The organism is Streptomyces sp. NPDC057445 (assembly GCF_042802855.1).
Taxonomy (GTDB): domain Bacteria; phylum Actinomycetota; class Actinomycetes; order Streptomycetales; family Streptomycetaceae; genus Streptomyces.
Genome location: NZ_JBHVDH010000007.1, coordinates 169,670 through 182,619 on the forward strand (window position 1 = coordinate 169,670; position 12,950 = coordinate 182,619).

The following is a 12,950-nucleotide window of genomic DNA, read 5'->3' on the forward strand; positions in this document are numbered from 1 at the left end:
AAATCGAGGTGCGCGGCGGTGGAGGATGCTGCAGGCTCGCGGGCATGAGCGCGAGGATCACCCGGATCAACCCCGGGCAGCTGCACGGGACCCCGGGCTATCACCACATCACCGTGGTCGAAGCCGGCCGCACGGCCTACTTGGCAGGGCAGTGTCCGCTCGACGTCCACGGGTCCCTGGTCGGCCCGGGCGACCTCGATGCGCAGATCGACCAGGTCGCCGCGAACGCCCTGACCGCGCTGGTCACGGTGGAGGCGGGACCGCAGCATGTGGTCCGTTCGGTGATCTACGTGCGCAGCGACGAGCAGGACGTCCTGGCCGGCGCATGGTCCAGGCTCACCGGCTCGGTCATCGGCCCGGCGTTCACCACGGCCTGCACCCTGCTGGGTGTCGCGCAGCTCGGCTTCCGCGGACAGCTCGTCGAGGTGGACCTGACGGTGGCGCTGCCCGGCTGAACGCCGGGCGTTCGACACCGGTGGACCCGTCCGCCACCGCTGGACGCCGGTCCGGGCCGGCGCTGAACGTGCCCGTGCCCGGCCCCCTCCACGGGGCCGGGCACGGGCGCATCAGAGACACGGGTCAGTCCGGGACCACCAGCGACGGGGTGTCCTTCGTCAGGACCTCGCCGCGGAAGAACGCCGGGCTGCGGCGCTGCATGACCATCATGAGGACGCCGCCGAGGAGCAGCAGGCCGACGCCGATCACGAAGACCGAGCCGACACCGAAGACGGCGGAGCCGGAGCCGTAGGCCGGGTCCCACATGTCGTAGAGCGTCTTGCCGAAGACCGCCGACAGCAGGAGACCGCCGAGGACCGGGAAGAGGCCCTTGAAGGCGAAGTCGCGGCCGGAGCGGAAGAGCTCGCCGCGGAAGTACCAGGCGCAGGCGAAGGCGGTCAGCGCGTAGTAGAAGCAGATCATGAGGCCGAGCGCGTAGATGGTGTCGACCAGGACGTGCTCGCTGACGAGGGTCATGACCGTGTAGAACGCACCGGTGGCGACGCCCGCGACCACCGTGGCGCGGCCGGGGACCTTGAAGCGGGGGCTGACCTTCGCGAAGGACGCGGGCAGGGCCTCGTACGTGGACATCGCGAGCACCGTGCGGGCGACCGGGATGAACGTCGTCTGGAGGCTGGCGGCGGCCGACGCGAGGACGGCGACGAAGAGCGCTATGCCGAGGACGGGTCCCATCACCGGCCCGGCCAGGGCGGCGAAGACGTTGTCGGAGGTGTCCGGGTTGGCGAGGCCGAGGCCCTTGTCCCCGGAGCCCACGGCCATCTGCGCGGCGATGCCGGTGGCGAGGTACGAGCCGACGAGGACGACCATGGCGACGAGTGCGGCGCGGCCGGGGGTCCTGTCGGAGCCGGTGGTCTCCTCGTTCGTGGACAGACAGGCGTCCCAGCCCCAGTACATGAAGATCGACAGGGAGATACCGGCGGTGAAGGCCGCGAAGGACTGGACCGCGAAGGGGTTCATCCAGGACCAGGAGAAGTCGACCCCGGTGTCGAAGGCTCCGCTGCCCGCCTTCTGGAGCGCCATCACGATGAAGACGGCGAGGACGACGAGCTGGAGGCCGACGAGGGCGTACTGCACACGCTTGGTGGCGGTCATGCCGCGGTAGCTGATCGCGGTGGCGATGGCGATCAGGACGAGGCAGGTGAGGATGTGGACGGCCTTGTTGCCGTCGAGGGCGGCGATCGAATCGCTGCCGGTCAGCTCGCCCGCCAGCAGCCAGAAGTAGGAGGTCGCGACGCCCGCGAGGTTGGAGAGCACGATGATCGTCGCGATCACCAGCCCCCAGCCGCACATCCAGCCCACGCGCGGCCCGAAGGCCTTCACCGTCCAGGTGAAGGACGTGCCGGAGTCCGGCATCACCTTGTTGAGCTCTCGGTAGGCGAAGGCGACGAGAAGCATCGGCAGGAAGCCGGCCAGGAAGACGGCGGGCATCTGCAGCCCGACCTCGCCGGCCGTGGAGCCGAGGGTGGAGGTCAGGCAGTACACGGGGGCGACCGTCGAGATGCCGATGACGGCGCTGCCCATGAGGCCGACGGAGTTCTTTTCGAGGCCCTTGGAACGGACGCCGCCTTCAGAGCGTCCCCGTACCGTGTCTCCGACCTGGGGTCGCGTCTCCAGCTGAGTCATGAAGAGGACGTTAAGTGCTGCGGTTCCCGCATCCGGAGTCTCGAAGTCCGGATATCGAACCTTGGATATTGACCATGCATCCCCGCCCATTGCCCATGCTTAGAAGGTCAACTGGCCCATGTCCATGGCTTTGAAAGGTGTTGACCCAAGGCTTCCATGTTGCGAAAACCGCAGCTGTGTCCGTTTTGGCATGTTTCAAAAATTTCCGTCGCGGTTCATGTCTCAGCCACCGGGCCACACGATCGCCTGCAGCTCGCTGTACGCGTGCAGGGCGTACGAGCCCACGTCCCGGCCGACCCCGCTCTTCTTGAACCCCCCGAACGGCGCCTCCATGTTCCGGCCGATCGTGTTCACCCCGACCCCGCCGGCCCGCAGTCGCCGCGCCACCCGGAAGGCCCGCGCCGCGTCCCCGGACCATACGTAGTCGAGCAGCCCGTAGTCGCTGTCGTTGGCGAGCGCGATGCCTTCCTCCTCGTCGTCGAAGGGGACCACGACCACCACCGGGCCGAAGATCTCCTCCCGTACGACACGCATTTCGTTGGTGCAGTCCGCGAAAAGCGTCGGAGCCACGTAGAAGCCGCGTGCGAATCCGGGGCGCTCGCCGCCCGCGACCAGCCGTGCGCCCTCCTTCTTCCCCAGCTCGACGTACGACTCGATCCGGTCGCGGTGGGCGGCGGAGATGACCGGGCCGACCACCGTGCCCCGCGCCGCCGGGTCACCGACCTTCATGAAGGCCAGGTAGCCCGTCAGCTTCTCGATCAGGGCCTCGTACACCGCCCGCTGGGCCAGGACACGCGTCGGCGCGGTGCAGATCTGGCCGCTGTAGAAGGCGAACGTCGTGCCGATGCCCATGACCGCCGAGTCCAGGTCGGCGTCGTCGAAGACGAGCGCCGCGCCCTTGCCCCCCAGCTCCATCAGCTGCCGCTTCATCGCCCGCCCGCACACCTCGCCGATGCTCCGGCCGACGGCCGTCGAGCCGGTGAAGCTGACCATGTCGACGTCGGGCGAGTCGACGGCCGCCTCGCCGACCTCCGTACGGGATCCGGAGACGACGTTCACGACACCGGGCGGCGCCCCGGCCTCCGCCAGCGCCTCCGCCATCCGGTAGACCGAGAGCGGGTCCTGCGGCGCAGGCTTCACGACGACCGTGTTGCCCATGGCGAGCGCGGGCGCGACCTTGCCGGCCGGGTTCGCCCACGGATTGTTGTACGAGGTGATGCAGGTGACCACACCGACCGGACGGCGGGCGGCCAGCGCGCCGAGGATCCCGGCCCTGCCCATCGGTCCCGCCTCGTTGATCTGCGGGGGAAGGCCCTGCTCGACGGGCTCCAGCGCGCCCTTCGCGTACCGCCGGAACCGGGAGACCCCCACCGCGACCTGCATTCCACGGGCGGTGCCGGTCGTCGCGCCGGTCTCGGCGCGGGCGAGGTCCGCGTACGCCTCGAACTCGCGCTGGATCACGTCCGCCGCCCGGTCCAGGATCGCCGCGCGCCGCTCGGGGGACGTACGGGACCAGGGCTCGAATGCGTCCCTGGCGGCGGCGGCGGCCTCGTACACCTGGTCCCGGCCCGCCTCGGGGGCGAGCCCGACGGGCTCCTCGGTCGCCGGGTCGATCACCTCGTAGTGGCCGCCGTCCGGCTCGACCCACTCCCCTCCTATGAACAGCCGCTGCTCGGCGCTCACCTCGTGCTCACCGTCCTGGTGTCCCGGCCCGAGCGCAGCACCCGGCCCGGGATCGCGCCCGTGACCTCGTCGTCGCGGATCGTCTCGACGCCGTTGACGCGTACGGACACGATGCCGACCGCCCGCGAGTCCAGCCGCGGGCTGTCCCCCGGCAAATCGTGGACGAGGGTCGCCGGGCCCGCGTCGATCCGCTCGGGGTCGAAGAGGACCAGGTCCGCGTGGTGGCCCTCGACGATCCGTCCGCGCTCGCGCAGGCCGAAGAGCTGCGCCGGGTCGTCGGTGAGCATCTTCACCGCCTCCTCCAGCGAGGCCAGTTTCCGCCCGCGCAGACAGTCGCCGATGAAGCGGGTGGTGTACGGCGCCCCGCACATCCGGTCCAGATGCGCGCCCGCGTCCGAGCCGCCGAGCATGACGTCCTCGTGCTGCCAGGTCTCGGCCCGCAGGGCCCAGCTGGCCGGGTCGTTGTCCGTGGGCATGGGCCACAGGACCGTACGCAGTCCGTCGGCCGCGCAGATCTCGACGAGGCAGTGGAAGGGGTCCTGGCCGCGTTCGGCGGCGATGTCACGGACGACCCGGCCGGTGAGGCCGTCGTTCGCCGGCGAGTAGGTGTCGCCGATGACGTACCGCTCGAAGTCGGCGAGCCGCCGGAAGACACCCGCCTCCCTGGAGTCGGCGCGGCGCAGCATCTCGGCCCGGACGTCCGGGTCCCGGAGTCTCCCGATCCGCTCGGGGACGGGCAGGGCGAGGATCTCGCCCCAGCCGGGGATGAGGTTGAGCGCGCAGAAGGTGCCGAGCGACATGTTCATGGGGGTGAGGATCGGCATGGTGAGCGCCACGATCCTGCCGCCGGCCTTGCGGGCGCGTTCGGAGGGGAGGAGCTGCCGCGGGACGCGTTCGGGCACGGCGGCGTCGATGGTGAGGACGTTCCAGTTGAGCGGGCGGCCCGCGACGGCGCTCATCTCCACGAACAGGTCGATCTCCTCGTCCGAGAACTGGTCGAGGCAGCCCGCGACGATCGCTTCGAGCTGCGTGCCCTCGTGCTCGGCGACGGCACCCGAGAGGGCGAGCAGTTCGGCGGGATCGGCATGACGGGAGGCGACGGGCCTGCCGTCACCGTCGGAGTGGGTGGACGACCGGGTGGTGGAAAGCCCCCAGGCACCGGCGTCCATGGCGTCGTGGAACAGCGCGAGCATCTGCCGGAGCTGGGCCTCGGTCGGCCGGCCGCCGATCGCGTCCGGCCCCATGACGTACCGGCGCAGGGCGCAATGGCCCACCATGAAGCCCGCGTTGACGGCGATGCGGCCTTCGAGCGCGTCCAGGTACTCGCCGAAGGTGTGCCAGTTCCAGGGCGCGCCCTCTTCGAGGGCGACCAGGGACATGCCCTCGACCTTGGACATCATGCGGCGTGTGTAGTCGGCGTCCTCCGGCCGGCCGGGGTTGAGCGGCGCGAGCGTGAATCCGCAGTTGCCGCCCGCGACGGTGGTCACGCCGTGATTCATGGACGGGGTGGCGTACGGGTCCCAGAAGAGCTGGGCGTCGTAGTGGGTGTGCGGGTCGACGAAGCCGGGGGCGAGGACGAGTCCGTCCGCGTCCTCGCTCGTCCGGGCGGCCTCGGTGACGGTGCCGGGCTCGGCTATGACCGCGATGCGGCCGTCACGGATGCCGAGGTCGGCGGCGTAGGCGGGGGCGCCGGTTCCGTCGACGACGGACGCGCGCCTGATGAGGTGGTCGAGCATGAGTGGGCGTCCCTTTCCGGTGCGGCTGCTCTGGCTGCGTATGTGCCCCGGCCGTGGGACGCCATGGCAGGCCGCTGCCGTGGCGCCCCACGACCGGGGCCCTTGCCGGGGCGGCGGCCCGGGAAACCCCGCCCCCTCGGGACCGCGCCCGGCGGGCGCCGTCCCGCGCTTGGCCCGCGGCTCAGTCGGTCGCCGACTGACGGAAGCGGGTCGTGCGGTGCACCGGGTCCGTGTCGATCTTCGGGATGACGTGTTCGCCGATCAGCTTGATCGTCGTCATGGTGTCCTCGTACGAGATCCCGATCGGCAGCCCGAACGACAGCTGGTCGGCCCCGGCCTGCTCCCAGCGCTTGCACTGGCGCAGCACCTCTTCCGGGTCGCCGCAGATCATCAGCTCCTCCGCGATGAGGAGTTCGATGATCTCGGCGGTGTACTCGGGCAGCAGCTCGGGCCACTCGGGGATGCCCTCGGGCCGCGGGAAGGTGTCGTGGTAGCGGAAGAGCAGCGACTGGAGGTAGTTGAGCCCGCCGCCGACCGCGATCTCGACCGCCTTGTCGTGGGTCTCTGCGCATATCGCCGTGGAGGTCACCATGACGTTGTCGTTGACGTAGCCGCCGACCGGCGCCGCCTCCTTGACCGCCGTCTTGTACGACTCGACGACCCACTCCATGTCGGCGACCTTCTGCACGCTGAAGCCCAGCACACCGAGGCCCTTCTTGCCGGCCATGGCGTACGAGGACGGTGACCCGGCCGCGTACCACATCGCCGGGTGGGACTTCCCGTACGGCTTCGGCAGGACCTTGCGCGGCGGCAGGGACCAGTGCTTGCCCTGGAAGCCGGCGTACTCGTCCTGGAGCCACATCTTCGGGAACTCGGCGATGGTCTCTTCCCAGATCTCCTTGGTGTGGTTCATGTCGGTGATGCCCGGCATGAACCCGAGGATCTCGTGCGAGCCGGCGCCGCGTCCCGAGCCGAACTCGAAGCGGCCCTCGGAGAGATGGTCGAGCATGGCGACCTTCTCCGCGACCTTCACGGGGTGGTTGACGGGGGCGAGGGGGTTGAAGATGCCGGACCCCAGGTGGATCCGGTCCGTCGCGTGGGCGAGGTAGCCGAGGTACACGTCGTTCGCCGACAGGTGCGAGTACTCCTCCAGGAAGTGGTGCTCGGAGGCCCAGGCGTACTTGAAGCCGGACCTGTCCGCCTGGATGACGTACTCGGTCTCCTCCATCAGCGCCTTGTGTTCGGCGAGCGGGTCGGTCTCGGCGCGCTTGCCTACGTAACCCTGCACAAAGAGCCCGAATTCCATGGGGGTCCCACCACCGTCCCTGCGTTTCTGACGCATCGTCAGATCTGAATGCGTCGACTGTTCCACCGTGCGCCGGAGGCGTCAATACCTGACGGCATGTCAGAGAGCCGGGCGTCAGAGAACGCTGACTCCGGCCAGCCAGCCTCCGTCGATGACGAACGGCTGGCCCGTGATGTACGAGGAGTCCTCGCCGGTCAGGAACAGCGCGAGCCGCGCCACTTCCTCCGGCCGACCGACCCGCCCCAGCGGCACGAGCTTCCGGTACACCTCGTCGAGCGCATCGGGGTCCGCGCCTCCGGGATTGCTCATCGGCGTGTCCACCGCCCCGGGGCACACGGCGTTCACCCGGATCCTCTTCGGGGCGAGCTCCATCGCGGCCACCCGGGTCAGGCCGAGGACGGCGTGCTTGGTCGCCGCGTAGGCGCCGACGTAGGACATGCCCGTGAGCGCGGTGTAGGAGGCGGTGTTGACGATCGTGCCGCCGCCGGCCGCCTCTATCTCGGGCGCGACGGCCTTGATACCCAGGAACGCGCCTATCTGGTTGACCTGGATGATCTGCTGGAACTCCTCCAGGGGCGTGCTCACCAGCTCGTTGAAGCGCAGGATGCCCGCGTTGTTGACCAGGCCGTCGATGCGGCAGAAGGCGTCCTTGGCGGCGGTGACAGCGGCGGCCCAGTCGGCCTCCTGGCTCACGTCGAGGTGCACGTACCGCGCGGTGTCCTGACCGATCTCCTTCGCGAGCGCCTCACCCTGGTCGTCGAGGACGTCCGCGAGGACGACCTTCGCTCCCTCCGCGGCGAAGAGACGGGCCTCCTGCTCGCCCTGGCCGCGTGCCGCGCCCGTGATGAGGACGACCCGTCCGTCCAGCTTCCCCATGTCCGTACTCCTATCGCTCGAGGTGCGGAGCCACGTCCGCGGCGAAGGCCGCCATCTGGTCGGTGAGTTCGGTGCGGCTGCGGCTGCGGAACCGCACCTGGATCCGGTCCACGCCCATCGCGCCGTACGCGCGCAGCGACTCGGCGAGCGCCTCCGGTTTGCCGGTGAGGGTACGGCGGCCCACGTCCCAGGGGGCGTCGCCGACGTACAACGGCTCGGTGATCGCGCCGATCCCGACGGGACGTACGATCCCCGCCTCCTCGCGAAGGGCCTTGAGCTTCGCGATCTGTGCGGGCAGCCTGCCGCGCGGATCGCCCTGCGGGAGCCAGCCGTCGCCCCTGAGCGCGGCCCGGCGTACGGCGGCGGGCGAGGAGCCGCCGATCCAGATGGGCACGTCGGGCCGGGCCGGCCTGGGCTTCTGCCCGAGGCCCTCGAAGGAGAAGTGCTCACCTTCGAAGTGGGGGAACTCCTCGGGCCCGAGGGCCGCCCTGAGCGCGTCGATCGTCTCGTCGAGCACGGCCCCGCGCCGCTCGAAGTCGACGCCGAGCACCTCGAACTCCTCCCGCACATGACCGGCGCCGACGCCGAGGATCAGCCTGCCGCCGCAGAGATGGTCGAGGGTCGCGTACTGCTTGGCGGTGAGGAGGGGGTGGCGCAGGCCGACGACGGCGACATGACTGAGGAGCTGTACGCGCTCGGTGACGGCGGCGAGGAAGGAGAGCGTGGCCACGGGGTCGTACCACACCGTCGACATGGCGGCGGCGAGCCGGCGCGGGATGGCGACGTGGTCGCAGCACGCGACGTAGGCGAAGCCGCTGCGGTCGGCGACGCGGGCGATCTCGGCGAGGTCGCCGGGGCCGGCGGAGGCCTCCCAGGGCTCGGCGTAGATGGTGCTCTGCGACTGGACCGGGAGCTGCATCCCGTAGTCCACCATGATCCGTCCCTTCGATCTGACGATTCGTCATATGCGAGTGCGGGACACCATGGTGTTTGCTGACGCTGCATCAGACAAGGGGTGTGCGGGGCGCACGGCCCCCCGGCGCCGTCACGGCTTCCGTGGCCCTCGTCAGCAGCCGACCGCGGCGACCTGGGCGTCCAGGGCCGCACGGAGCCAGTCTTCTGCTGCACCGAAGGTCGGATCCGCCGGGCCGGCCAGTTCGGCGGCGAGCTGCCAGTAGCGGCCGATCACCGGATCCGCCGTCAGGGCCAGCCTGTCGCTGAGCTGTCGGCGGAACTCGGGGGTGTCCCGCATGCCGCGCGATGTGGCGTGCGCGGAGACGAAACAGTCGAGCGCCTCGCCCTCGTGCGGGGTCTTCCGCGCCCGGAGGTCCCCGGAGACCAGCTCGTACGCCTCGTCGAGACCGTCGTAGAGCACGGCGGGCCGGTAGCCCCGGTCGGGCTGGCGCGGCATGGGCCGGCAGAAGTCGGTGAGAGGGAAGGAGTGGGAGACCAGGGCGTGCATCCGGGCGAAGGTCAGCACCTGGGCCGGGGTCGGGTCCGCGGGAGGCTGTGGAACGACCCCGTCGAGGATGGAGGAGAGCAGCCGGGCCGGGAGCCGGACGGGCAGTACACGGCGCCAGAAGCGAGCCAGCGCCGCCGTGCTGGGCGGGGCGGACACGGCGCCGATCAGGCGCAGCCGCTCGGCACGTTCCCCCGGAGAGCAGTCCCGGAGCAGACGGAGGGCGGCCTCCCGCCAGCGCAGGGCGGCCATCCTCGAGCCGAGCTCCTCCAACTGGCCCGCGATGACGTCCTCCAGCAGGTCCTCCCGGTCCAGGACCCGGCCCACATCCGGAACCGGAAGGTCCAGCGCGCGCAACGAGCGGATCAGGCGCAGCCGGTCGAGCGCCTCCGGGCCGTACCGGCGATGGCCCCCGCTGCTCCGGGCGGCCTCTGGCAGCAGGCCGCGGTCCGAGTAGAAGCGGACCGTCTTGACGGTGACGCCCGCGCGTTCGGCGAGCTCTCCGATGCTCCACATGCCGTCGGACGTCTCGTGGCACTCCAGGGTCAACGCTTGAACCTCCCTCAGGGGGAGTTCCTACCGTATCCGGCGAGCGCGGCCGGCCACGGGGGTCCGGCCGCGCGGACCCTGCGTACGAGGAGGCGGTCATGACGGCATTCGTGCTGGTGCCGGGCACCCACACCGGCGGCTGGATCTGGGAGGACGTGGCCGCCCGGCTGCGGGAGTCGGGAGCACAGGCGTACCCGGCGACGCTCACCGGGCTGGGGGACCGCCGCCATCTGGCGGGACCCGGCACGGACCTGGAGACGCACATCGAGGACCTGGTGCAGCTGATCGACCATGTGGACGCGCCGGAGGTGGTGATCGCCGGCCACGGCGGCGGCATCGTCGCGGCGCTGGGCGCGGCCGGCCGGCGCCCCGAGCGGATCGCCCGGATCGTCTACGTGGACACGCCCGTGGCGCAGGACGGCGACCCCGCCCTCGCACTCGTACCCGACCGGACGCTGCGCGAGCGGCTGACGCAGAGTGCCGGGGCGAGCGGCGGGGACCGGCGGGTCTCCGCACCGCTGCTCGACGAGTGGCACCGCTTCGGCAGCGTCGCCGGCGTCCCGGTGGAGGCGCTGGCACGGCTGGACCTGCTTTCCGCACCGCAGCCGCCGGCCACTCTCACCCAGCCGTTCCGGCTGCCGGAGACGCTCGCCGGGCTGCCGACGACCGGCGTCCTGTGCACCGCCAACGGGTCGAGCATCGCCATGCTCCAGGCCGTGGTCGGATTCGGGGACCCGCGGTTCCAGGCACTCACCGACCCACGGGTGGGCTTCTTCGAACTCGACACCGGGCACTGGCCGATGCTGTCGTGCCCCGACGAGCTGGCCGACGTGCTCCTGCGGGCCGCCGCGGGAGAGGGCCATCGGCTCACCGCGACCGTTGACGAGAAGCCTGCGCATCTGCGGCCGTTCCTCTTGGACGTACCGGAACGCCCCCGCGAGCGGGTGGGGCGGGTCGATCTCCATCTGCCCGACGGCGACGGCCCGTGGCCCGCCGTGGTGTTGGTGCATGGCGGCCCGGTTCCCGCCGACGCCCGGCCGACGCCGCGGGACTGGCCGACCCTCGTCGGCTACGCCCGGTACGTGGCGGGTCTGGGGGCGGTCGGCGGGACGGTGGACCACCGGCTGCACGATCTCTCCGACTACGGGCGCGCCGCCGAGGACGTCGCAGAAGCGGTCGAGCTCGTACGGAGCGATCCGCGCGTCGACGGGGAACGCGTCGCGCTGTGGTACTTCTCCGGAGGCGGACTGCTGTCGGCGGACCTGCTCCCGGCGCCTCCGCCGTGGCTGCGGTGCCTTGCGGCGACCTATCCCGTACTCGCCCCGCTGCCGAACTGGGGGCTCGCCGACTCCCGGTTCCGCCCGGCCCACATGGTGCGTGGCGCGGGGCAGTTGCCGATCGTGCTGACGCGGGTGGGGCTGGAGCGCCCGGAGATCGCGGCGACGGTCGAGGAGTTCCTGACCGCCGCCGAGGACTGCGGGGCGAACGTCGAGGTGATCGATGTCCCGCTCGGACACCACGCGTTCGAGACGATCGACCACACCGAGCAGGCGCGCGAGGCCGTGGAACGCGCGGTGCGATCCGTACTGGGGCACCTGCGGGACTGAGGCTCCCCGCGCGGGGGCGGGCCTGTCAGCCGAGCAGCGCGTACACCGTGGAGGCGCGGGCGGCGGGTTCGTCCGCGCCCTCCGCGGTCATCGTGATGTCGGCGAACGCCATGCGCTTGCCGAGCTTGGAGACACGGGCGTCGATCAGGACGTCCGCGCCGGTCACGGCACGCTGGAAGCTGGTCGACTGCTGCACCGTCGTCATCGGGACGAAGGCGCCGCGGGCGGACGACACGGCGATCACGGTCGCGGTGTCGGCCGCCGCCATCAGCGCCTGGCCGGAGAGCGCACCGCCCTCGCGGGCCAGCCGGTCCGACCAGGGCAGGCGCAGAACGGCGTGGAGAGCTCCCGTTTCGACGACGGTGAGACCGAGGTCGAGCACCCAGGGTGCGAAGTTGTCGGAGAGGATCTTGTCGGCGTCGACCGGCGAAAGCGTCATGTGCCGATGGTGCGGGCGCCCACCCCTCGATGTCCACGTCCGGCGCCCCGGCTCTCCGCGCGTCCGATGTCGGCGTGGATGTCCGTGTCCCGCACGGAATGGCCGCGACCCGTTCCGGGAGTGTCCCAGCGGTGTAACCGGGTGAGGGCGGCCCGTAACCGGCCCCGTACCCCGTGGCGAAGGCTCCGGGGGGTCCGGAGTGCCACACTCGAGGGAGAGCCCCATGTTCGACAAGCGCTTCGGGATGATCGCCGGTGCCGCCGCTGCCGGTGTTCTGCTGCTGACCGCCTGCAACGGTACGGACAACGCCACCGGCGTCCCGGCGCCGTCCGCGCCGGCGACCGCGGACCAGGGCGCCGCCGGCCAGGGCGGCACACAGGAACTGAACTTCCTGAGCGGCACGGCCAAGCAGAACAACGCGGCGGCCAGGACCGGGGACTGGGCCAACAGCCCCGGCAAGGCCGCGGTGAAGCCGGCCGCGAAGAAGTGGGTCCAGCTCAGCGCCTCGAAGGCGGGCAGCCTCGACCCCGTCGTGGTCAACGGGGCGGGCTTCACCCTCTACCGCTTCGACAAGGACACCGCGAACCCGTCGAAGTCCAACTGCAACGGCGACTGCGCGACCACCTGGCCGCCCGTCGTCGTCGCGCCCGGGGGCAGGATCTTCATCGACGGGGTGAAGAAGTCCGACGTCGGCGTGGTCAAGCGGGACGACGGAAACCTCCAGGTCACCGTCGGCGGCTGGCCGGTCTACCGCTTCAGCAAGGACCTGAAGCCCGGTGACACGAACGGGCAGGGCGTGGGGGGCACCTGGTTCGGTGTGACCCCGGACGGCAAGAAGGCCGGGGGCGGTCAGGAAGACGGCGGCCAGGGCGGCGAGCAGGCCGGCGGAGGTGCCGCCGGGCCCGCCACCAGCGTCACCCTCTCCGACGAGAAGAACTTCGGTGACCCCTCCCAGGGCCTCGCCGGCTCCGGCTGCCAGAACGTCACCCGCGACGACGTCGCCTCGTCGCTCCAGGCCTCCGGCTCCCTGAAGGTCTGGTCCGGGAAGAACTGCACGGGCAAGTCCAAGGTCGTGAACGGTGATGTCGCCGACCTCGCCACCATCGGCTTCGACAACGACATCTCGTCGGTCTTCCTCGGCTGACCGCACGCACCA

General features: G+C 71.0%; 11 protein-coding genes. 3 read left to right on the forward strand and 8 right to left on the reverse strand.

What is annotated here, in order from left to right:
• The first annotated feature begins 44 nt into the window (after window positions 1–44).
• Entirely contained in the window at window positions 45–455 is a 411-nt protein-coding gene (locus ACFU5O_RS18195) for a RidA family protein (RefSeq protein ID WP_384241407.1), read from the forward strand.
• A gap of 124 nt (window positions 456–579) precedes the next feature.
• On the opposite strand, the gene ACFU5O_RS18200 is transcribed toward ACFU5O_RS18195, so the two are convergent.
• The 7 genes from ACFU5O_RS18200 to ACFU5O_RS18230 all read right to left on the reverse strand — a co-directional run bounded on the left by ACFU5O_RS18200 (window position 580) and on the right by ACFU5O_RS18230 (window position 9,715).
• A complete protein-coding gene (locus tag ACFU5O_RS18200) occupies window positions 580–2,139 on the reverse strand; it encodes an APC family permease (RefSeq protein WP_384241410.1) in 1,560 nt (519 codons plus the stop codon).
• A gap of 222 nt (window positions 2,140–2,361) precedes the next feature.
• The gene (locus tag ACFU5O_RS18205) at window positions 2,362–3,822 is read right to left on the reverse strand and encodes an aldehyde dehydrogenase family protein (protein WP_384241412.1); all 1,461 of its coding nucleotides are present in this window, start codon (window positions 3,820–3,822) and stop codon (window positions 2,362–2,364) included.
• Window positions 3,819–5,558, reverse strand: coding sequence for an amidohydrolase family protein (locus ACFU5O_RS18210; protein ID WP_384241414.1), 1,740 nt, complete (start codon window positions 5,556–5,558; stop codon window positions 3,819–3,821). The genes ACFU5O_RS18205 and ACFU5O_RS18210 overlap by 4 nt, the downstream gene beginning before the upstream one ends.
• A gap of 181 nt (window positions 5,559–5,739) precedes the next feature.
• The gene (locus ACFU5O_RS18215) at window positions 5,740–6,864 is read right to left on the reverse strand and encodes an LLM class flavin-dependent oxidoreductase (RefSeq protein ID WP_384241417.1); all 1,125 of its coding nucleotides are present in this window, start codon (window positions 6,862–6,864) and stop codon (window positions 5,740–5,742) included.
• A 114-nt stretch (window positions 6,865–6,978) separates the two neighbouring features.
• Entirely contained in the window at window positions 6,979–7,740 is a 762-nt protein-coding gene (locus ACFU5O_RS18220; protein WP_384241419.1) for an SDR family NAD(P)-dependent oxidoreductase, read from the reverse strand.
• Window positions 7,741–7,750: 10 nt separating this feature from the next.
• A complete protein-coding gene (locus ACFU5O_RS18225) occupies window positions 7,751–8,674 on the reverse strand; it encodes an LLM class F420-dependent oxidoreductase (RefSeq protein WP_384241421.1) in 924 nt (307 codons plus the stop codon).
• 132 nt (window positions 8,675–8,806) lie between these two features.
• Window positions 8,807–9,715, reverse strand: coding sequence for a MerR family transcriptional regulator (locus ACFU5O_RS18230; RefSeq protein ID WP_384241706.1), 909 nt, complete (start codon window positions 9,713–9,715; stop codon window positions 8,807–8,809).
• Window positions 9,716–9,846: 131 nt separating this feature from the next.
• Here ACFU5O_RS18230 and ACFU5O_RS18235 point away from each other — a divergent pair, with 131 nt between their 5' ends.
• Window positions 9,847–11,355, forward strand: a complete 1,509-nt coding sequence (locus ACFU5O_RS18235; protein WP_384241424.1) for an alpha/beta hydrolase — start codon at window positions 9,847–9,849, stop codon at window positions 11,353–11,355.
• Between the two features lie 25 nt (window positions 11,356–11,380).
• On the opposite strand, the gene ACFU5O_RS18240 is transcribed toward ACFU5O_RS18235, so the two are convergent.
• Window positions 11,381–11,794: a PaaI family thioesterase gene (locus tag ACFU5O_RS18240; protein WP_384241426.1), complete on the reverse strand. Its 414-nt coding sequence runs from the start codon at window positions 11,792–11,794 to the stop codon at window positions 11,381–11,383.
• Between the two features lie 223 nt (window positions 11,795–12,017).
• On the opposite strand from ACFU5O_RS18240, the gene ACFU5O_RS18245 reads away from it, so the two are divergent.
• Window positions 12,018–12,938 carry a hypothetical protein gene (locus ACFU5O_RS18245; protein ID WP_384241428.1) on the forward strand — a complete coding sequence of 307 codons (921 nt, stop codon included), beginning with the start codon at window positions 12,018–12,020 and terminating at the stop codon, window positions 12,936–12,938.
• Window positions 12,939–12,950 lie beyond the last annotated feature (12 nt).

What these genes read in the sequence shown, in the direction of transcription:
- ACFU5O_RS18215 (WP_384241417.1), bottom strand. Translation starts at nt 6,864, where the DNA reads ATGGAATTCGGGCTCTTTGTGCAGGGTTACGTAGGCAAGCGCGCCGAG.
- ACFU5O_RS18220 (WP_384241419.1), bottom strand. Translation starts at nt 7,740, where the DNA reads ATGGGGAAGCTGGACGGACGGGTCGTCCTCATCACGGGCGCGGCACGC.
- ACFU5O_RS18235 (WP_384241424.1), top strand. Translation starts at nt 9,847, where the DNA reads ATGACGGCATTCGTGCTGGTGCCGGGCACCCACACCGGCGGCTGGATC.
- ACFU5O_RS18210 (WP_384241414.1), bottom strand. Translation starts at nt 5,558, where the DNA reads ATGCTCGACCACCTCATCAGGCGCGCGTCCGTCGTCGACGGAACCGGC.
- ACFU5O_RS18225 (WP_384241421.1), bottom strand. Translation starts at nt 8,674, where the DNA reads ATGGTGGACTACGGGATGCAGCTCCCGGTCCAGTCGCAGAGCACCATC.
- ACFU5O_RS18195 (WP_384241407.1), top strand. Translation starts at nt 45, where the DNA reads ATGAGCGCGAGGATCACCCGGATCAACCCCGGGCAGCTGCACGGGACC.
- ACFU5O_RS18230 (WP_384241706.1), bottom strand. Translation starts at nt 9,715, where the DNA reads ATGTGGAGCATCGGAGAGCTCGCCGAACGCGCGGGCGTCACCGTCAAG.
- ACFU5O_RS18200 (WP_384241410.1), bottom strand. Translation starts at nt 2,139, where the DNA reads ATGACTCAGCTGGAGACGCGACCCCAGGTCGGAGACACGGTACGGGGA.
- ACFU5O_RS18240 (WP_384241426.1), bottom strand. Translation starts at nt 11,794, where the DNA reads ATGACGCTTTCGCCGGTCGACGCCGACAAGATCCTCTCCGACAACTTC.
- ACFU5O_RS18245 (WP_384241428.1), top strand. Translation starts at nt 12,018, where the DNA reads ATGTTCGACAAGCGCTTCGGGATGATCGCCGGTGCCGCCGCTGCCGGT.